The organism is Pedobacter frigoris, assembly GCF_032678645.1.
Classification (GTDB): domain Bacteria; phylum Bacteroidota; class Bacteroidia; order Sphingobacteriales; family Sphingobacteriaceae; genus Pedobacter; species Pedobacter frigoris_A.
The window spans coordinates 199656-219633 of the sequence record NZ_JAVTSP010000001.1 but is presented as its reverse complement, the minus strand read 5'-3'; the positions used below and the strand labels follow the sequence as shown (position 1 = coordinate 219633).

Here is a 19978-nt window from a genome sequence, read left to right as displayed (position 1 = left end):
TATATAAATAGGATTAAATTAGTCCCCTAATGTTACAAAAAATCTATTAATTTTTATCAGTGGCTACCCTATATAGCGGATCCTCAAGTATATTAACTTCAATAATATCTGCCGCATTATCCAGTAGTTTTCTGCAATCGGCACTCAGATGTTTTAAGTGTAACACCTTGCCTGCTACATGATAACGTGCAGTTAACTTATTTAGTGCTTCTATTCCTGACATATCAGCTACTCGACATTCTTTAAAATCAATGACTACTTTTTGCGGGTCGCCCTGCACATCAAATTTTTCATTAAAAGCAGCGATTGAACCAAAAAAAAGCGGTCCAAAGATTTCATAATGTTTTACGCCTTCGGCATCGATATATTTTTTTGCCCTGATGCGTTTAGCACTCTCCCAGGCAAATACCAATGCTGACAAAATCACTCCTATCAATACAGCCAGAGCTAGATTGTGAAGCCAAACAGTAATTACAGCGACCAATATTCCTACAAAAACATCCTTTTTAGGCATTTTATTGATTACCCTGAGACTCATCCATTCAAAAGTTCCAATCGCAACCATAATCATTACTCCTGTAAGCGCTGCCATAGGCACCTTTTCTATTATTGGGGCCCCCACCAGAATAATAAACAGAATGGTCATTGATGCTATTATACCCGACAAACGTGCTCTTGCTCCTGCTGATAGATTGACTAGCGTTTGCGCAATCATGGGACATCCACCCATTCCTAAAAAGAAGCCATTTAATATGTTGGCACTTCCCTGCGCAATGCATTCTTTATTTCCTCTTCCTTTTGTTTCCGTGATCTCATCCACAAGATTGAGCGTCAAAAGGCCTTCTGTAAGACCTACGGATGCCATAATCAGCGCATAAGGAAATATCACCTTCAGCATTTCCAGATCAAAAGGAACTGCTGGGATGTGAAACGGTGGAAGACTGCCTTTAACAGATGCTATGTCTTTAACTGTCTTTGTATCAATACCAAAACCGAGCACAACAAAAAAGACCACAATAATAGCTACCAACGAAGCAGGTACTGCCTTAGTTATTTTCGGAAGGATTAATACGATCAAAATGGTGAGTAATACCAAGCCTGCCATGACAAACAGCGCAGTACCTGAGAGCCAGGTCACCTGGCCATTAACAACCGTTTTAAATTGTTCCAGCTGAGCCATAAATATAACTATAGCCAGACCATTTACAAATCCAAACATAACAGGCTGAGGCACTAGTCTGATAAATTTTCCCCAACGGAACAGGCCTACCATAATTTGGAACATACCAGCCAGTATCACCGCAGCAAATACATACTCTATACCATGAGATTTCATCAATGCTATAAGTACAATCACAGTTGCCCCTGCCCCTCCGGAAATAAGCCCTGGTCTGCCACCAAAAACAGCTGTAACCAATCCCATGATAAATGCGGCATAAAGACCAGTTAATGGTGGCAATCCTGCTAAAATCGCAAAAGACAGAGACTCTGGCATCATCGTCATGGCTACCGTGAGCCCTGCGAGGATTTCAGTTTTATAGTTAATTTTAGCGGAGAAGTCAAACAAATAGCCCTGGGGTTTCATACCCGGCAAATGTAAACAATAAGCTTATATTTTATCGAGGGGTTTGCGCGCTTTATCAGATGAAATCTTGTATTTACTTGGTGCCATTCCGGTCACAGACTTAAACTGTGCCGACAAATGTGCACTGCTGCTGTAACCCATTTTGTAAGAAATCTCATTTAGGTTCAGTTCGCCATATTCCAGAAGTTCCTTTACTTTTTCTATCTTCTGCTGAATAATGTATTTCTCAATTGTAATTCCTTCGGCATCTGAAAATGATCTGCTCAGATACGCGTAGTCTCTATTCATCTTACCGGCAATCAAATGCATCAGGCTTTGATTGATTTCATTCAGATCAGAATAATGCACCAGGTTAATCACCTCCGTTTTTATACTTTCAATTAACTGGTCTTTTTCTTTGTCGATCAGTTCAAATCCCAATACCTGAAAAGCTGACGATATATCCTGCAATTGTGATGCGATAGGCTCTGGTTCTATTTCAACCTTGCCCAATGCAATTTCTTTGACATCAAAGCCCTGGTTTTGTAATTGTTGCCTGACAATTAGTATGCAACGGTCACAAACCATATTTTTCACAAATAAGATCATATTTTTTCAGCTTTATAACCAGCCTTCTCCAGTGTCTCTATAACCTTTTCAGCATCCAGGGAATCAGTTCCGCTTACTTCCAATACCTTATCGGGATTTTCGGTATCTACCTTCCAATCGTCTATTTCGGTCTGTGCATTAAGATATGGTGTTACGGTAGCGATACAACCACCACATTTGATATTTGTTTTAAATTTTAGAGTCTGCATAATGATGTAAATTAAAAATTAGTTAAGCTTTGCGAATTTTAAACGTAAACTATTGCTTACCACTGACACTGAACTCAGTGCCATGGCTGCTCCGGCAATCATTGGATTCAACAAAAACCCGTTAAAAGGATATAATATGCCTGCTGCAATTGGAATACCGATTAAATTATAAATGAATGCCCAAAATAAATTCTGGCGTATTGTTTTTACCGTCAGCCTGGAAAGCTGCAATGCTTTCGGAACTTGCAGCAGATCAGAAGAAACTAACGTAATCTTAGCTACGTCAATTGCAATATCTGAACCTTTTCCCATTGCAATTGAAACATTAGATTGAGCCAGGGCCTGGCTATCGTTGATACCATCACCAATCATGGCAACAACCTTTCCTTCATCTTGTAATTTCTTAATAAAGTCTGCCTTATCTGATGGCAAAACCTCTGCTTTAAAATGTTCGATACCAGTCTCCCTAGCCACGGCTGAAGCCGTTTCTTCATTATCTCCGGTAAGCATATATACCTCAATGCCAAGTGATTTCAATTCAGTTATTGCAGCCTTAGATGAGCTCCTCACCTGATCAGCGATAGCTACAACGGCGAGAACGGATTGCTGGTCGGCAAAATAAATGACGGTTTGTGCATGGGCCTGTAGTGTTTTAGCATGCTGCATTAAATCATCTGAAATGGCCTGTTTATTGTCCTTTAATATTTTATGACTACCCGCCCAATACATCTTGTCATTATATTTTGCAGAAACACCTTTTCCTGTCAGGCTTTCAAAATCAATGACAGATAAAGGTTCTACTCCATATTGTTTAAAATCTCTATATATAGCCTCCGCCAGTGGATGTTCAGAATTCTGCTCCATTGCCGCAAAAATCTGCTCCAGTAAAACCTGATCTTCAGTAAGTTGCTTAGCCCATTTTATAGTGGTTACTTTAGGCTTTCCTTCGGTAATGGTGCCTGTTTTATCCAGTACAATTGCATTTACTTTATAGGCTTGTTCTAGTGCTTCTGCATCTTTAATCAGTATTCCACTTTCGGCACCTTTACCAATCCCAACCATAATAGCAGTTGGAGTTGCTAATCCCAGCGCACATGGACATGCGATCACCAAAACAGTTACCATCGCAAGCAAGCCTTGCGTAAAAGCATGTTCACCGCCAAATAACATCCAGACACCCAGGGTAATTATGGCAATCAGCATAACGACAGGAACAAATATACCTGCTATCTTATCTACTAATTTTTGCACGGGAGCCTTTGATCCCTGGGCATCCTGCACAAGCTGGATGATCTGAGCAAGCATGGTCTCCCCGCCTACTTTCTCAGCTACGAAGCGAAAGCTACCCTTCTGGTTGATGGTTCCTGCAAAAACAGCATCATCCTTTTGCTTAGCCACAGCCACAGGTTCTCCCGTGATCATACTTTCATCTACAAAAGAGCTACCTTCATAAACCCTTCCGTCTACGGGAATTTTATCACCGGATCTAACCAACAACCTATCTCCCTTTTTCACCTCGGTAATTGCGATCTCCTGCTCTCCGTCGTCTGCAATTCTGACTACCGTTTTCGGCTGTAAACCAATCAGTTTCTTTATCGCAGATGAAGTATTTGATTTTGCCCGCTCCTCCAGTAATTTACCAAGCATGATAAATACAATTACCACCGCTGCAGCTTCATAGTATACATGAGGATGCAATCCTCTCCTATGCCAGAATTCAGGATAAAAAGTATTGAACAAACTAAAAACAAAGGCTATTCCGGTACTGAGTGCCACCAATGTATCCATATTGGCTTTATTGTGTCTCGCCTGTTTAAACGCATTGACAAAGAAATTCTTTCCAAAATAGAATACAACAGGAGCTGTCAATAACATCATGATATAGTTACCATAAGGCATATCCATAAAAAACATCCCAATAACTACTACTGGAATGGTTAATACAGCAGCAGATAAAATTCTATTTTTTAATGATTTACAATTATTTTCCTGAACCTCTTTTTGTTTTTCATCTCCTTTCTCCGTATCGATGATCAAATCATAACCTATGCCCTGGACAGCTTTCTGCATCTCCTCAGTACTGATGGCTTTTGGATCATACACCACCTTTACTTTTTGCGTAGCATAATTAACTTCTGCCTGAACCACTCCTTCCTGCGCGCCGATCATAGATTCAACACTAACAGCACATCCGGCACAGGTCATGCCCAATACCGGCAATGAAATCGTTTCTATATTTTCTTGTGAAGACATCTTGTATATAATTTACTCCACAAAAATACGGCCTGTACAAAGCCATTTGCTTATATAATCTGGTTTAAATCTTATATAATTTTGATAAAGCTTACCTTTGTCACTGAATGACAAAAAAGAAATATTTTACATTAATCCTGATTCTGGGATCACTGACTGCATTAGGCCCATTTTCAATAGACATGTAGCTACCCGGATTTCAGGCCATAGCAAAGGATCTCAATACCGATAAAGTTGCACTTTCCCTCTCCAGTTTCTTTATAGGTATATCGGCAGGACAACTGCTATACGGTCCGTTACTGGACCGTTTCGGAAGAAAAAAACCACTTTACATAGGTCTTTCTGTTTATATATTGGCATCATTGGGTTGTGCTTTAGCAACAGACATAGATACCTTTATTGTTTTAAGATTTGTACAGGCAATCGGCAGTTGCGCCGCTGGTGTGGCATCGGTAGCCATGGTCAGGGACTTATTTCCTGTCCATGAAAATGCAAAAGTCTTCGCTCTACTGATGCTGGTACTGGGTGTTTCACCTATGGTAGCACCTGCTGTAGGTGGTTATGTTACCGTTGCTTTTGGATGGCATAGCGTCTTTATTATATTAATGATTATAGGTCTTTTTAATCTCATGGCCAGCTGGCTATGGTTGCCAAATAGTTTTAAAGCAGACCATGAAATGTCTTTAAAGCCTAAACCAATTATAAACGGTTTTCTTAACGTAATTAAAGTTCCCCAGTTTTACACTTATGCTTTTACCGGTGCCACCGCATTTGCAGGTTTATTTGCCTACGTATCCGGATCTCCTTTACTTTTCATGGATATTTTTAAGGTAAAAGAAGAAACCTACGGATGGATATTTGCCTTTCTATCTATCGGACTAATTGGTGCGAGTAACATGAATACCTTATTGCTCAAAAAATTCCGGAGCGAGCAGATTATAGTAATAGCCAGTTTTGCCCAAATGATCGTTACTTTATGTTTCCTTATTGGCGGTATTAACGGATGGTATGGATTAGGAACCACAATATTTTTGCTATTTCTTTTCTTATGCTGCCTCGGCTTTGTCAGCCCCAATGCTTCGGCGCTAACCTTATCTCCTTTTACGCGGAATGCAGGAACAGCATCGGCATTAATGGGTGCCATTCAAATGGGCATAGGCGCATTGGCCTCAATTGGAGTGGGTATATTTAATGTAGAATCTATGGTACCCATGACAGGAATTATGGCATTAACCTCTGTTCTTGCATTTGTTATACTCATAGTGGGGAGAAAAAAAATAAATTTCATACCCACGTAGGGGTACATTTTAATCTTGTTGTCTTACTCTAAAATAAGACAACAATGAGATCAATAATTACTTCTATTCTATTAGCAGCTGGCTTAACCGCTACTGCACAAAACAAAATGCCCGGGAAGGTGCATTTAGGACTTATTTATCCGATAAGCTCGAATGGTACACACGCTCCTTTAGATACCAACAATCTTTCCATTAATCTTCTCGGAGGTATCTCCGCTGAGGAAAAAGGGCTATCCTTTGCAGGCATTTCCAATGTAGTAAAGGGTAATACCCATGGTGCGCAGTTCGCAGGTTTTTCCAATCATATATTAAAAAAAGCTTCTGGTGCCCAGTTTGCTGGATTTATGAATACTTACGGAGAGGGCGATGGATTTGCATTTGCCGGATTCACAAACATCGCTTCCGGCAATGTTAAAGGGGGACAGTTTGCAGGATTTGCAAATATTGCAAGAGATATTAGCGCATCTCAACTTGCAGGCTTCATCAACACGGCAAAGGATGTGAAAGGTTCACAGCTAGCCGGATTCATCAATGTGGCACGTAAAGTCAAAGGCGTTCAGATCGCGGGTTTCATCAATGTGGCCGATAGCAGCGACCATCCGATCGGACTGATCAACATCATAAAAAATGGAGAGAAAAGTATTGGCCTTAGTATGGATGAAACCCAAAATGCTATGCTCACTTTCAGATCTGGAGGCAAAGTCTTGTACGGAATCCTTGGAATAGGCTATAATTTTAAAAATAAAGATGAAGTTTACGCTATTGAAGCAGGATTTGGCGCTCATTTCTTCCAATCTAAGTCATTCCGGTTAAATGCGGAAGCAACTGCCCTTTCCCTTGAAGATTTCAAAAAAGGTGAATATTTCAAAACAACATTAAGAGTATTGCCTGCATTCAAGATCACTCCTTTTCTGGAGATATTTGCCGGCCCTTCCATTAATTATGTAAATACCAATACACTGGAAGGACGTAAGCTTACCAAAAAATACCTGCATCAATGGGAAAACAAATGGGGCGACAATCTTCAGGGCTTATATGCCGGGTATACTGGTGGAATCCACGTCGTATTCTGATAAATACCATTAATCTATAATTCAATACAAATAAGAACAACATCATGAAACATTTTATTCTTTTGGCATGTGCCGCAATAGTTTTTACCTCATGCAGCAAAGACAGGATCACTGCAAGTGGCGACAAAATCACAGAGACCCGTAACCCTGGAAATTTCACAGGGGTAAATGGAAGTGGGTCCAGCGATATCCATGTCAGTTATGGTTCCGAATACAAAGTGGTTTTAAAGGGCTCAGACAATTTGGTTCCCCGTTTCAAAACAGAGGTAATGAATGATATTTTATACCTCAAATACGAACACGTAAATGTACATAGGGACGATATCGAGATTTTTGTAACCCTCCCACTCATCAACTATGTGTCATTAAGTGGAAGTGGCGAGATCGATATCAAGGGTGCATTTCCTGCTACCAATTCTTTTAAAGCGAACATCAGCGGATCAGGTGAAGTAGATGTAGAGGATAGCTTTTCTGCTGATGAGGTTTTCGTTAACATCAGCGGATCTGGAGAAGCTGATCTGGAAAAACTGGAGGCAAAAAAAGCAGATGTTGATATCTCAGGCAGCGGCGATGCCAAGATCAAAGTTTTAGATAACCTAAAAGCGAGAATAAGTGGAAGCGGTAAAATCTATTACCTGGGAAGCCCTGCGATAGATTCCAAAATCAGCGGATCAGGAAAAGTAATAAAACTATAATGCAGCCTTTGGCAATTTTATCTAAGTTTGAGTCAGATTATAAACCAATAAATTTGACTCAAACTTCATCTCCACCAATAGAGCAGACATTTGATGACACTGCCTTTGAGCGACTCTTTAAGGCGCACTACAGGGAGCTTCATGCCTATGCTGGAGTAATGCTGAGAGATGAAGACATGGCAGAAGAGATTGTTCAGGGTATGTTCCTCAAGTTCTGGGAAAAACGTGAATTACTGAACATACAATCTTCCATAAAGGCCTATTTATATAAATGCACCTATAACGATTGTCTGAATTATATTAAACATCAAAAAATAAAGACAAAGTATCAGGATTTTGCGATGTATACGATGAATGATCAGCATGAACCAGCTTCCTCAAAAGCAGAACTAACTGAACTTGAACAAAAGTTACAGGAAGCCCTTAATGAGCTCCCAGAACATTGCAGGACTGTATTCCAAATGAGCAGATTTGAAGAACTAAAATATAGAGAGATCGCCGATCAGCTGGGTATATCCATAAAGACTGTGGAAAACCAAATGGGAAAGGCCTTAAAGATATTAAGAATAAAGCTTGCCGACTTTATTACCCTCATCATACCCGGCATAATTATGTTTTACAAGGATTTTTTTAATTAAGAGAAACGATGAAGGATGAACTATTGATAAAGTTTCTTTTAAAGGAAGCAAACGAACAGGAAAAAGCAGAAGTTCAGCAATGGATCGCAGCGGATGCCGACCACAAAACCTATTTTGCCCAGTTTGAGAAAATCTGGTTAGCAAGCAAGACACTTTCTCCAAATGGAAAAGCCGATGAGGAACAAGCCTGGATCAGGTTTAAAGCAAGGGTTGCTGCAAACCAATCTGCTAAAGATTCCCATTCACCTGTAGCACACAATTCGGCAATCAAATCTCTAAATGTTAACTATACCTGGCTTAAAGTTGCTGCTTCATTAGTTTTGATTGCAGGAATCTGGTTTGCTTACAATTTTTTCGGTGATCAAAAATATACAGATCTGTTAGCAGGGAATCAGGTGATTAAAGAAATACTTCCAGACGGATCAGAAATCACGATGAACAAAAATTCAGTCATCAGCTATGCTACGGACTTTAAGGAGGAAAGAAGTATTCATTTGAAACAAGGCGATGTATTTTTCGATGTGGCACATGATAAAAGCCATCCTTTTGTAATTGAAATTGATCAGGTCTCTGTAACCGTAGTCGGAACTTCTTTCAACATCAGACACATTAAAGATGAAACAGAAGTTGTAGTTGAAACAGGTATCGTTAAAGTAGCATCCGGGAATGACGTCATCGAGCTGAGACAGGGTGAAAAAGTATCCATAAAACCTTCCTCTCCTCAACTGATCAAAGAAACAAACAAAGATCAGCTGTACAACTATTACCGCAGCAATTACTTCTTGGCCAACAATATACCATTGATCAAATTGACAATGGCTTTAAATGAAGCATATGATACACAAATCGTTATCAATGAGCCCTCCACTGCGAATGAACCCATCAATACGACCCTTAAGAGATCGGATTCCTTTGACTCAAACCTTGCTAAAATTTGCAGGACCATGGATTTAAAAATAACCCGTAACGGAGCGCAGATTTTATTGTCTAAAAACAAATGAAATTAAAGATCATATTGCTGCTGGTTAGCCTATCATTATGGTGCAAGGCACAAAATAATACGGATGACTATAGGCGCAATCTAGATAAACTGGTAAAGCTGGACGTAAAAGCAAAACCTGTATCCGAAGTACTTGACAAACTAAGCAAAACCGGCGGCTTCTTTTTCTCTTACAGCGGTGCCCTTTTTAATCAGGATAGTATTGTGAATGTAAATGCTTCAAATATACCGGTGAGGGATGTCCTTGACCGCATATTCGAAGGAAAAGTCGCCTATAAAGAGATGGGTGAGCATGTCATTCTAAGGTATGCTGCCAATCAACTGACCATAGAACCTGAAAACATCAGCAGTAGTGAAAAATCATACCAAATCAGTGGTTATGTAATAGATAAAACAACGGGTCAAGCAGTCAAAAAGGCCAGCGTATATGAAAAAAGAACTTTAGATGGTGACCTTACCGACGACAAAGGACATTTCAAAATACGCATCAAGGGAGATCATAAAATGATCATACTTACCGCCAGTAAAGAAATGTACCGTGATACTTCCCTGGTCTTTCTATCTGACATCAAGATAAAGCCAGAGGGTTATCGGGATAAGGACGACGAAAAGGGAAGCTTCTTTTTTAATACCATAGAAAAATCAGGCATCAGTCGGTTCTTCTTATCGTCAAAACAAAAATTCCAGAGCATGAACATCTCTGGTTTTTTGGCGAACAGTCCTTTCCAGGCTTCCTTCACACCAGGCTTAAGTTCGCATGGCATCATGAGTTCACAGGTAATTAATAAAGCTTCTTTAAACGTAATCGGAGGCTATACGGCAGGAATTAACGGGGTGGAAATTGCCGGACTTTTTAACATCACCAAAGGAAATGTAATCAAACTGCAGATCGCAGGAGGTTTTAATGGTGTAGGTGGTTCGGTAGAAGGTGTGCAAGTGGCCGGACTCTTAAACGACGTAAGAACAGGTGTGAAAGGCGTTCAGGTCGCCGGTGTTTTAAATCATGTAAAAGAAGATGCCGAAGGTGTACAGATTGCCGGGATAACCAATATCACATTCAAAGGGTTCAGAGGCACCCAGATAGCAGGTGTGGCTAATATATCACCCGAAAAAACCAAGGGCACTCAGATCGCCGGAGTGTTCAATTACACAGCAAAGGAAATTGATGGGGCGCAGATTGCAGGTATATTCAATTATGCGAAACAAATGAAGGGGCTTCAGATCGGATTGGTCAACATTTCTGATTATAACGATGGGTACAGCATCGGCTTAGTTAATTATGTCCATCATGGCTATCATAAGATCAGCATTTCAACCAATGAAACCGTCAATGCAAACGTCGCGCTGAAAACAGGCAATGCCAAGCTCTACAACATCATTTTTGCCGGAAAAAATTATGGTGATTCTGCCAGAATACTTACTGCAGGCCTCGGTTTCGGACATGACTTTATTTTCAACAATAAATTATCCGTAGCCGCTGAGCTCACAGGTCAATACCTATACCTGGGCAATTGGGATCACACCAATTTCATGAACAAGTTTCAGGCTAACCTTCAATATCAGGTTTTCAAAGGAATTACACTGTTTGCCGGACCAGCCTATTCAACATATAGCGGAACTGAAGGTACAGCTGAGAAAGGATACCAGCAAAGAGTTGCCCCACAAAGGGCTCATAAAATCAGTTTGGGAACAAAAGGATGGATGGGATGGAATGCAGGAATTACATTAATGTAACTCCTGCAAGTTTAGATTAATGTGAAGTTTGTTCTTTGCCTGTACGATCATATTGACAGCAATCATCCAGTTTTAAATAAGATTCCTTTGTCGCTTTATACTTTGGTGTATCATAACCTGCATCCGCAACTTTTTGCTGCACCTGATCCAATGTCACTTTCGAAGGATCGTAGCTTACTTTAAGCACCTTCGTTTTTACATTCCAATTTGCGGTGCTTACGCCTTTTACCTTTAAAGCAGTTTCGATGTGTTTTTTACACATACCACAATTACCCAATACTTTGAGGCTATCTGTTTTAGACTGTGCGGATGCTGCTCCACCTACGAAAGCTAATAAGGCAATCGCCAAAAACTTTAATGATTTCATAATAATTGTATTTAAAAAAATGGTGTTCACACAAATATCAAAAATCTACGGTGATAAGTTTTATATAATTCCGAGGATTTTTTACAGGCATAAAAAAACCGTCTCCAGTAGAGACGGCTTTTTCGTATGACTTTAGAATCTTAAGCTACTGTATTTTTGCTTAAACTAAGATATGGATATTTCGCTCTAAGCAATTCAAACGAACCAAACATCAACACTCCATATATCAGAGATCCGTAAACAAAATTAAGTTCGTAAGGAATAGCTGCTACTAAACACGCCCAGTATCCTGCTAACGTTGGTTCGTATAAGCCTGGTATATACATTGCACTAATGTCGGATACGATCCAATGAATCAATACCATTACAATAGTTGACAATACCAGATTCTGTACATTTATTTTATTCAGCATTACTTTACCCACAACTACCATAAGGATAAATGCAATATAAGTCCAATACCACCCGCCATAAAAGAAGCCGTAACCTGATATATTGGCAATGAATATATCACTCAGTAACAGAATAAGCAAAGGAAAACCAAAAGCCTTTATGTTATTGCTAAAATAAGCACCACCAAATAAAGCGATAGCCCCTACTCCGGAGAAATTGGCTATTTCTTTGAAATTATCAGAAAGCGCCGCTGCAACGCGTATGATGCTAACCAATACGATGATCAATAAAAGTATTGCGGTACGAGGGTTAAATTTCGAGTCAGACATGTTTTTAAATTATAGATCAAAGTTATGTTATTTCTACCGATAATAAAACAGCTTGCATTCTTCTTATATCGACTTCCATTATTTGATCATACCGAGATCAAGTACGCCCAGTAGTTCAGTAGAGAGTTCACCCAATATGCCCAGATTAGCCTGAATACCTGTTTGGATCTTTATAAAATCAATTCCTGCAAGGGCAACTGGCTTACCGTCAGCATCCACGGCATTGGCGATGTCGATTTTATCCCCATTGGCCAGGTTATCCGCATAGCCAAAAGCAAATGGTGTGCTGGTGATCTGTGCACCAGGTTTAATATTGGTTGAGGGAAGCAGCGAACCTTTCAGTGTGTATTCGTTTCCGGAAATCCATGATGGATATCCCTCTACCTTACTACCCATATTCACTGTACCGCTGTTTCCCTTGTTATCTCTCCAGGCTACCGGCCCACCTGCGGCAGGTTTAGTATAAGTTACTTCATAATTACGAATATAACCTGGCTGACCATATTCACTGCCTTTAACTTCATACCAGGTATCATCAGGTTTACCATTTCCATTTGCATCTTTCATAACCCATACAATTCCGGGTTCAGCAAAATTAGCAAGCGGATTGCCGTAAATCACCAGGTCGTCCTTGTTGCCTTCATTGATCACAGTATGGTCAAAGCCAAGTACGATGTAACCTCCCCAGGCTCCGAGTGATACAAGACCCTGCTTCCCTTCCAGACTTTTTGCTGCAGTAAGTGTTCCGAGTGTCCGATTAGTATTTTGTCCGGGGCCTGGTAAAAACTCAAATACGGTTTTAACATAAGCGCTACTGCCGGGCGTCACCGGAATGTTGGGCAAACCTACGTTGACAGTGTAACTGCGCGAAAATACACCACCCTCATTCGTAGCGGTATATTCTATTGTATAAATTCCGGATTGAATGGCTGTAAATTCGTAGCTGGAAGTATTACTGGTTACTTCCCCGTCCAGCTTCCACTCCTGTTCATAACCCCTTCTATTTATATTTATGGCTGAAAAAGAAATCGTTTCATTTACCTTTATATTCAACACAGTCCCTTCAATGCCCATCTGCACCACGGGTGGTTCCAGCATTTCTTTATCTTTCTTACATGCACCAAGCAGAATAAAACTAAGCAAGAGCATCGATAAGGACTGTCTGATTTTCATATCGGTTTTTTTAAATTATTTATAGCTGTATTTGAAAACAATACTTTGCGGCATACCACCTGTAGCAAAGACGAATCTCTTTTTGCCATCTGCACTAAAGCAGAACATTTTACCTTCGGTTCCATAATCATTGGCATCGGCCACAAAAACGTTATTGTCCAGGTTATTCACTGTAACTGCATAAGGGGTTACAAGCGGCGTCTGATCGGTAACAAAATCACTTCCCACTGCACCTGTTGCAACATTAAAAACTTTCAAAGTATTAGGGGCCGGCCATGCGCCCTCAACTATACCATAACCTTTTCCCTGGGTAATATTAAGAGCAAACAGGTTAATCGCCGTACTTTGTGTTTTTGTGTCAGTCACGCTGTTCAGTTTATCCACCGTAGGCAAAATATCGCCATAGTTACCTTTTGTAACCACAAACAATTCACCATTGGCCATGGCTGCTATTTTAATCGGATTAACGTTCACGGTAATGTCTTTTACTTTTGCAAAAGTATTCAAATCTACCACAGAAACCGACGAATTGTTATCTGTACCAAACTGAAAATGCGCTGAGTTGGTTACGTACAATTTATTGTTTACAATATCCAGCTGTTCCATAGCTCCCCCTACCTTCAATCTTGCCTCTATACTTAAACTTGCTGTATCTACTTTACTGATATAACCATCGAAACCCGATATGTAGGCTTTTCCTTTATGAAAAGCTATATAGCGCGGCAGGAAACCAGCCGTACCATCAGAAAAGGGAATTCTTTTTAAAGATTTACCAGTGGCAATGTTCATTACCTCTAAGTAAGAATCTTTATTAGCAGCCTTAGTACCTGTAATTACACAATACATCTTGCTGCCATATTGTTTCAGATCATTGGCATTTGTTCCCAGCTCTACACCGTTTTGTCTCTTGAAGTAATCTTTTTCCGGAATAGATGTTGAAAGATCAAAATAAGTGATGGAACTATTGTTCACACCGGCTGTTTCTGTAAAAGCCCCCTCACACAGCACATAAATCCCTGTTGTAGCACTTGGCTGAGGGGCAATTGGCGGTAACCTATCTTTTCTACAGGCAGTCAGCGCCAGAACTGCGAATGTTGCTGTAAATAAGAGTTGCTTAAAATGTAGTTTGTTCATCATGTTTGCTTTTTAGCTAGACAAAGTTCTGTAAAATAACTCTGTCTGGCGGTTTTTATTATCTATTTATAGTTATATACAAAAACAGCCTGTTGTGGCACACCTGCTGTTTCAAAATCAAATTTCCTTTTACCATTAGTACCAAAACAATAAGCATGGCCGCTATTGCCACTAAAATTATTGGCATCTGTGATCAGTACATTGTTATTAAATGTATTTACGGTAACACCGTACATCGTGTTTATGGAAGTACCATCCTTAATAAAATTACCTCCAACCGTTCCGGCTGCCACATCAAAAGTCTTGATACTGCTATTCCAGTCGGTAATCAGGTATGCATTATTTTTATGGATGGCAAGAGGCCCTACGTTTTCGTTGTAAGTCCCTGTAACCACATCAGTAACACTACTGATCCTTCTCAGGTCGGGTTGCTGATCCGCATAATTGCCCCATGAAACCACCAACAGATCACCATTGGCAGCCGCCGCAATCTTAACTGGGTTAAACCCAACCGTAATGTCTTTTACTTTTGTGAATTTTTCAAGGTCAATTACAGTTACCTTATCTTTCAGACCAGCCGGATAATAAGGATGACTTGAATTGGTTACATATAGTTTTCCATTTGCTACGGCCAGGCCTTCCTGTCCGCCAGCCTTATCCGCTCCATTCGTCAGCTGAAGTTCGCCATCAATAGCCATAGTTGCCGTATCCACTCTGCTAATCTTACCGTCATATCGTGAGACATAGGCCTTGTTTTTATAAAAAGCAACATAGCGCGGCATATACCCATCGGTTTCAGAATTAAAGGATATAGTTTTCAGCGATTTACCTGTTGCAATGTCGATGATCTCCAGAAAGGACTGCTTCTTGCCCTGAATACCAGAAATGACGCAATACATTTTACTACCATAGGCTTTCAGGTCGTTCGCTGTTTCACCCAAAGCCCGGCCGTTTATTTTCTTAAAATAATCTTTTTCTGAATCCCCGCTTTCTATATCATAATAGGATATGGTACTGTTGTTGTCGCCCATCAAACCTTCGCACAATACGTAAACACCCCTGGTGGCGGTAGCAATCGGCTCTGGTTTTTCAGGCAAAACAGGTGTTTCAGGATCTGTGTCTTTTGAACAGGATGTGACCAGTAAAGCACCTGCAAGCATAACTGCAAAACTCAGGCAGTTAAATTTATTGTAGTTGTATTTCATATTTATAATTGTATGGATTGAGTAAGCATTAATTATTTCTTTAAGTGTAATTTGACATCTATGGCTCCGCCTATCTCGGTAGAAACCTCACCCAAAAATCTTGATCTTGGATTTGTGGTATCCGGCTCATAAGGATTCCCATTTGAATTTTGTGCTGTGTAAACTTTAACAAAATCAATATGCTTTAACTGCACTTTATTCCCTTTATCGTCAACTGCCCAGGAAATATCGAAGGAATTGTAAGCCGCACCGGTACTTTCCATCAAAGCTTTGAAATCTTCAGAGCCATTATCGGCATATCCCCATTCAAGAGGTTTATTGGTAATGATGTTTCCGTCAGACAAGTTGTTTTTTAGCAATGTTCCTGTAAAAGAAACCTTGTCCTGGTCTTTGATCCACAAAGGATAATAGGCTTTACGATGGAAGTTATTTCTTAAAATATAGCCCTCCTTACCCTGGCTATCAGTCCACCTGATGTCATCTGTCGTGTTTTTAGGATTATAATAAGTAATCTTATAATTTTTTATCGTCTCTGGCTTATGGTATTCACTACCTGCAAGCTCAAACCAGGAACCATCATCTGGTAAACCGTTGCCATTCAAATCCTGCATTACCAGTACAATTGCAGGCTCAGACCACTCCATAGCTACACCAGTTAAAGGATTGCCGTAAATCCCAATGTCTGCACCCTCCATATTTTCAATGGAGTGGTCAAAACCAAACACCAGATAACCGCCATAACCACCTAAAGACACAAGCCCTTCACGAGCTTTGCCAACAAGTGCTTCTGCCGCTTCAGGGCTACCCAGTCCTTCATTGATGAACTGCCCCGGCGCGGGCATGTACTCATATATTTTACTGATGTATTTCGAACTGTTCTCTGTAACAGGTCTTGGATCGTAAACTTCCGCGTCGGGCTCATTTTTTTTACAGGCAGTTAAACACAATTGAGAAACAGCAATCACCATCAATGCCGACTTTAAATTCCAAAGCGGGTTGTCTTTCTTAAAACTCATTTTAATATATAGGGTCTAATAAATAAATGCAAAGTGTGCGGGGATGTCGCCTGTGGTCACCGACCATTTCTTTTGTCCGGCCGTGTTAAAGCAGTACAATTTGCCTGGCGACACGTAATTTTTGGCGTCGGTTACAAAAACCTCTTTGGTAATGGGATGAACGGCGATTCCGTAAGGTATGGTGATCGACTTATCTGTGCCGTCTGAAATAAATCCCCTGTCCATCAACGTCTCGTTCTTCACGTTCAGCATCCCATAAGTTACAGTAAATTTTGCCTCATCATAACTCCATTCCGATCCATAATAATACGCTATATCGCCATCTATGGCCAGGTTGCTGACGGCAATATCAAATGCCTTTTTTACCTGGTCTGTCTTGGTATCTATCACAAACATTTTAGAAGGAATGTCGTAATAATCCCCTCTCGAGGTTACATACAAATCACCATATTGGTCTGCTTTTAACCTGTGCAGGTTTACGGCCACATCAATATTTTTAATTACAGCAAAAGAATTCAGGTCAATCACAGAAACGGTTCTTTCGTATGCATTCGGACTATACCCCCCTGAATTGGCCACATATAGTTTTTGTCCCACAATAGCCATCTCTTCCGGTTGCCTGCCTACGTCAACTCTTTTCACTTCGGTTAGCGAAGCTGTATCTATTTGCACAACAATTCCATTAGGTGCTTTAGGGTCACCCACTTTACCCAGGTAGGCGCTTACATAAGCCTTTCCGTCCTTAAAGGTGATATACCTGCAGTTGTTAATGTTGATCTGGGTAATGCGTTTACCGGTTTTAACATCTAAAACCTCTACTTTATTGGAAATGTTGACCACTATATATAACTTGGAACCATAAACTCCTATGTCGTTTGCCACATCCCCCAGCCCTTTTACTACCGAAGGATTAACCTCGTTGTAAATGTTTTTGCGGTAAATACCTTTGGTGTAATCCATGTAATCCAATGAAGCCTTGTTCATATTCATATTGCCCTCATTTACCAGGTAAAAACCCTTCACTGTACTTAGCGGATCAGGAGGTAAAACTTGTTGTTGCTCTTCAGGAATTGGCTTTAGGTCTTTACGACAGGATGTCATAAGTATTGAAAAAACAATCAGTACAATTAAATTTTTCATGACGACTAATAGTTATAAGTTAATCCAAAACGATAATGACGACCCGGCATCGGGAAATTCTCTATTACCGCATAATCCTGGTTCAGCAGGTTATTGATCTCTGCAGTGATCCGTATCTCTCTTTTATTCAAACGGGTATTGTAGTGTACCGCCGCGTCGTGCGTATACCATGGTCTTACATAGTTATATATGTTATTGGTGCTTTGATTGTAACGCTCACCGGTATAAATGAAACTATAGTTTACTGAGAAATGTTTATAGGCAGCACTTGCCAAAAATGACCCGCTGTGCACCGGAACATAGGTAATCTGGTCTTTATAACTTGGCGAGCTGGGTGCTGCATCAATCGCTTGCTGATAAGTGTAGGTGAGACCAGCTGTGAGACTTAGATCAGGGGTCAGCTGCCAGGCCGATTGTATATTTACATCCAATCCCTTAATTTCTACCAGCCCCAGGTTTACCATACTCCACCTTGCCTGGTTATTACTTGGTACTGCGACTATTTTGTCTTTAATTCTGTTGTAATAAGCATCGGCCTGTATGGAGAACTGACTCAATAGCTTACTTTCATAAGCTTTAAGATAGGTAAAGCCCAGATCATATTGTTTGGTATACTCCGGTTTCAAAACAACAAATCCGTAAGGCGTATAATAGAGATCGTTGAATGTTGGCATCCTGAAAATGCTTTTGAAAAATGACCGCAACCTGAACTCCTTTTGGTTAAAGGGTTGCCAGGACACCAATACTGTAGGTGTAAGTTCACTTCTATCAGGATCTTCAGGTCCACGCTTTGTCCTGTCGTATTTAATTGTACTCAACAAACTGGCCTGGACGTCCAGCCTTTCAAAGTGGAGCTGTGTAGCCAAAGCAGTTAATATCGTGTTCCTTACCGGATATGAAAAGCGGTACAGATCAGCATTCAACTTATTCCATTGGTAATCGGCTGACAATACCACGTCCCAATATTTGGTCAGTTCCAATTTATTGGCCAGAGAAACGTATACTTCCTGCTGGTAATAATTGTTTTCCTGCAAACCATCCACAGTGACAATATCCGGATTTAAATAACGCTGGTAATCGTTAGCATACTTTGCTGTTGCCAGTAAACTGTATTTACCAACAGTTTTTTCATAGGCCGACTGCGCAAAAAGATTCCTGTTCCACATCCTTTGCGAAAAGGCAAATACATTGTTTACCACCGCACCCGGCAGTCCCTGGTTATCTTTATAACCATACAGCTTAACCCTCCATTTACTGCTATCAGGCAATACCCCATTTAGGCCCAGTTCCAAACGCATGGTCTCAATATCCCCGTCCGTCCTTACTGCTGTAGTATCGTATACGCCATTGGTAGCACGAAACTTGTAACGGCCGTTTGCATTTTTATATTCTGCACTAACTGAGCTATAAATAGTATTGCTGATTTTACTTTGCCACAATAAAGATGGATTAATCAATCCAAATGATCCCCCCTTCATGGCTGCGCGGATTTTTTGTGTCCTGCCGTCCGAAAAGTCGGGTTGTTTGGATTTAAGATACAGGGAACTTCCTGAGGCAAAACCTCTGGCTGATTGAAAGATAGCGCTCTTCTGACCGTTATACAGTTCTATCTCCTCAATATTGTCGAGAGAAAATTTGCCCAGGTCTACCTGCCCGTTCTGAGCATTACCCAATTGCACGCCGTCATAAAACACTGCTGTATGATTGGTACCCATACTGCGAACATTGATGGTCTTTAATCCGCCAATGCCACCGTAATCTTTCAATTGTACACCCGAAAAGAAACGCACGGCATCAGCAACAGATAAACTGTTCAGTTTTTGAAGCTCCTCGCCTGATAATATCTGTAGAGGAGTAGATGAAGTCTGTCTCCTGCTGATTTTTATTTTCCTGATATTGACTTCATTCAGCTGATTTATCTTATTCAATGAATCAGCAGTTATGTCCTTAGAAGTATTGACTTGGGCAGATGAATTCAACGGCACAAAAATGCAACATCCTATCATGGATGCGGCAACTAAAAAAACATAATTTAATGCCTTTAAGACACTTTTGTTTCTTATCATTTTGATGTGAGTTGATTACCCACAGCAAACAGTTAGATCAAGGAAATGAAATACAATAAACAAGCACTCACTCCAAGCTTCA

At 40.4% G+C, this 19978-nt stretch carries 17 protein-coding genes and 1 pseudogene; 6 read left to right on the top strand and 12 right to left on the bottom strand.

Annotated features, from left to right (window positions below; genetic code table 11):
- Positions 1 to 46 precede the first annotated feature (46 nt).
- The 4 genes from R2Q78_RS01040 to R2Q78_RS01025 are packed head-to-tail and all read right to left on the bottom strand — an operon-like array spanning position 47 to position 4635.
- On the bottom strand, positions 47 to 1585 hold the full coding sequence (locus tag R2Q78_RS01040) for a SulP family inorganic anion transporter (RefSeq protein ID WP_316788056.1): 1539 nt from the start codon (positions 1583 to 1585) through the stop codon (positions 47 to 49).
- Positions 1586 to 1609: 24 nt separating this feature from the next.
- Positions 1610 to 2173: a helix-turn-helix transcriptional regulator gene (locus tag R2Q78_RS01035; RefSeq protein WP_316788054.1), complete on the bottom strand. Its 564-nt coding sequence runs from the start codon at positions 2171 to 2173 to the stop codon at positions 1610 to 1612.
- Positions 2170 to 2382 (bottom strand): heavy-metal-associated domain-containing protein, encoded by a 213-nt coding sequence (locus R2Q78_RS01030; protein ID WP_316788053.1) that lies wholly within the window; start codon positions 2380 to 2382, stop codon positions 2170 to 2172. Before R2Q78_RS01030 ends, R2Q78_RS01035 begins: the two co-directional genes overlap by 4 nt.
- Positions 2383 to 2400: 18 nt before the next feature.
- Positions 2401 to 4635 carry a heavy metal translocating P-type ATPase gene (locus R2Q78_RS01025; RefSeq protein WP_316788051.1) on the bottom strand — a complete coding sequence of 745 codons (2235 nt, stop codon included), beginning with the start codon at positions 4633 to 4635 and terminating at the stop codon, positions 2401 to 2403.
- Between the two features lie 200 nt (positions 4636 to 4835).
- Here R2Q78_RS01025 and R2Q78_RS01020 point away from each other — a divergent pair.
- The 6 genes and pseudogenes from R2Q78_RS01020 to R2Q78_RS00995 all read left to right on the top strand — a co-directional run.
- Positions 4836 to 5933, top strand: a pseudogene (locus R2Q78_RS01020) (multidrug effflux MFS transporter); the annotation flags it as partial.
- 44 nt (positions 5934 to 5977) lie between these two features.
- The gene (locus R2Q78_RS01015) at positions 5978 to 7006 is read left to right on the top strand and encodes a hypothetical protein (protein ID WP_316788049.1); all 1029 of its coding nucleotides are present in this window, start codon (positions 5978 to 5980) and stop codon (positions 7004 to 7006) included.
- A 44-nt stretch (positions 7007 to 7050) separates the two neighbouring features.
- A complete protein-coding gene (locus tag R2Q78_RS01010; protein WP_316788047.1) occupies positions 7051 to 7701 on the top strand; it encodes a head GIN domain-containing protein in 651 nt (216 codons plus the stop codon).
- Between the two features lie 53 nt (positions 7702 to 7754).
- The gene (locus R2Q78_RS01005) at positions 7755 to 8339 is read left to right on the top strand and encodes an RNA polymerase sigma-70 factor (RefSeq protein WP_316788045.1); all 585 of its coding nucleotides are present in this window, start codon (positions 7755 to 7757) and stop codon (positions 8337 to 8339) included.
- An 8-nt stretch (positions 8340 to 8347) separates the two neighbouring features.
- A complete protein-coding gene (locus tag R2Q78_RS01000; protein WP_316788044.1) occupies positions 8348 to 9340 on the top strand; it encodes a FecR family protein in 993 nt (330 codons plus the stop codon).
- Positions 9337 to 11073, top strand: a complete 1737-nt coding sequence (locus R2Q78_RS00995; RefSeq protein WP_316788042.1) for an LA_2272 family surface repeat-containing protein — start codon at positions 9337 to 9339, stop codon at positions 11071 to 11073. Before R2Q78_RS01000 ends, R2Q78_RS00995 begins: the two co-directional genes overlap by 4 nt.
- A 16-nt stretch (positions 11074 to 11089) precedes the next feature.
- Here R2Q78_RS00995 and R2Q78_RS00990 read toward each other — a convergent pair whose 3' ends face one another.
- The 8 genes from R2Q78_RS00990 to R2Q78_RS00955 form a co-directional block, all read right to left on the bottom strand.
- Positions 11090 to 11440 (bottom strand): heavy-metal-associated domain-containing protein, encoded by a 351-nt coding sequence (locus tag R2Q78_RS00990; RefSeq protein ID WP_316788041.1) that lies wholly within the window; start codon positions 11438 to 11440, stop codon positions 11090 to 11092.
- A 140-nt stretch (positions 11441 to 11580) separates the two neighbouring features.
- Positions 11581 to 12162 (bottom strand): DUF6580 family putative transport protein, encoded by a 582-nt coding sequence (locus R2Q78_RS00985; RefSeq protein WP_316788039.1) that lies wholly within the window; start codon positions 12160 to 12162, stop codon positions 11581 to 11583.
- Positions 12163 to 12240: 78 nt separating this feature from the next.
- Entirely contained in the window at positions 12241 to 13335 is a 1095-nt protein-coding gene (locus tag R2Q78_RS00980; protein ID WP_316788038.1) for a cell surface protein, read from the bottom strand.
- Positions 13336 to 13350: 15 nt separating this feature from the next.
- The gene (locus R2Q78_RS00975; protein ID WP_316788037.1) at positions 13351 to 14472 is read right to left on the bottom strand and encodes a YncE family protein; all 1122 of its coding nucleotides are present in this window, start codon (positions 14470 to 14472) and stop codon (positions 13351 to 13353) included.
- A 59-nt stretch (positions 14473 to 14531) separates the two neighbouring features.
- A complete protein-coding gene (locus R2Q78_RS00970; protein ID WP_316788036.1) occupies positions 14532 to 15674 on the bottom strand; it encodes a DUF5074 domain-containing protein in 1143 nt (380 codons plus the stop codon).
- A gap of 32 nt (positions 15675 to 15706) precedes the next feature.
- Positions 15707 to 16690, bottom strand: a complete 984-nt coding sequence (locus tag R2Q78_RS00965) for a PKD domain-containing protein (RefSeq protein WP_316788035.1) — start codon at positions 16688 to 16690, stop codon at positions 15707 to 15709.
- Positions 16691 to 16705: 15 nt separating this feature from the next.
- On the bottom strand, positions 16706 to 17830 hold the full coding sequence (locus tag R2Q78_RS00960; RefSeq protein WP_316788033.1) for a YncE family protein: 1125 nt from the start codon (positions 17828 to 17830) through the stop codon (positions 16706 to 16708).
- Positions 17831 to 17835: 5 nt separating this feature from the next.
- Positions 17836 to 19896, bottom strand: a complete 2061-nt coding sequence (locus R2Q78_RS00955) for a TonB-dependent receptor (RefSeq protein WP_316788031.1) — start codon at positions 19894 to 19896, stop codon at positions 17836 to 17838.
- Positions 19897 to 19978: the final 82 nt, after the last annotated feature.

Excerpts from the sequence above, each read along its gene's own strand:
- R2Q78_RS01040 (WP_316788056.1), bottom strand. The coding sequence starts at position 1,585 with ATGAAACCCCAGGGCTATTTGTTTGACTTCTCCGCTAAAATTAACTAT.
- R2Q78_RS01035 (WP_316788054.1), bottom strand. The coding sequence starts at position 2,173 with ATGATCTTATTTGTGAAAAATATGGTTTGTGACCGTTGCATACTAATT.
- R2Q78_RS01030 (WP_316788053.1), bottom strand. The coding sequence starts at position 2,382 with ATGCAGACTCTAAAATTTAAAACAAATATCAAATGTGGTGGTTGTATC.
- R2Q78_RS01025 (WP_316788051.1), bottom strand. The coding sequence starts at position 4,635 with ATGTCTTCACAAGAAAATATAGAAACGATTTCATTGCCGGTATTGGGC.
- R2Q78_RS01015 (WP_316788049.1), top strand. The coding sequence starts at position 5,978 with ATGAGATCAATAATTACTTCTATTCTATTAGCAGCTGGCTTAACCGCT.
- R2Q78_RS01010 (WP_316788047.1), top strand. The coding sequence starts at position 7,051 with ATGAAACATTTTATTCTTTTGGCATGTGCCGCAATAGTTTTTACCTCA.
- R2Q78_RS01000 (WP_316788044.1), top strand. The coding sequence starts at position 8,348 with ATGAAGGATGAACTATTGATAAAGTTTCTTTTAAAGGAAGCAAACGAA.
- R2Q78_RS00995 (WP_316788042.1), top strand. The coding sequence starts at position 9,337 with ATGAAATTAAAGATCATATTGCTGCTGGTTAGCCTATCATTATGGTGC.
- R2Q78_RS00990 (WP_316788041.1), bottom strand. The coding sequence starts at position 11,440 with ATGAAATCATTAAAGTTTTTGGCGATTGCCTTATTAGCTTTCGTAGGT.
- R2Q78_RS00985 (WP_316788039.1), bottom strand. The coding sequence starts at position 12,162 with ATGTCTGACTCGAAATTTAACCCTCGTACCGCAATACTTTTATTGATC.
- R2Q78_RS00980 (WP_316788038.1), bottom strand. The coding sequence starts at position 13,335 with ATGAAAATCAGACAGTCCTTATCGATGCTCTTGCTTAGTTTTATTCTG.
- R2Q78_RS00975 (WP_316788037.1), bottom strand. The coding sequence starts at position 14,472 with ATGATGAACAAACTACATTTTAAGCAACTCTTATTTACAGCAACATTC.
- R2Q78_RS00970 (WP_316788036.1), bottom strand. The coding sequence starts at position 15,674 with ATGAAATACAACTACAATAAATTTAACTGCCTGAGTTTTGCAGTTATG.
- R2Q78_RS00965 (WP_316788035.1), bottom strand. The coding sequence starts at position 16,690 with ATGAGTTTTAAGAAAGACAACCCGCTTTGGAATTTAAAGTCGGCATTG.
- R2Q78_RS00960 (WP_316788033.1), bottom strand. The coding sequence starts at position 17,830 with ATGAAAAATTTAATTGTACTGATTGTTTTTTCAATACTTATGACATCC.
- R2Q78_RS00955 (WP_316788031.1), bottom strand. The coding sequence starts at position 19,896 with ATGATAAGAAACAAAAGTGTCTTAAAGGCATTAAATTATGTTTTTTTA.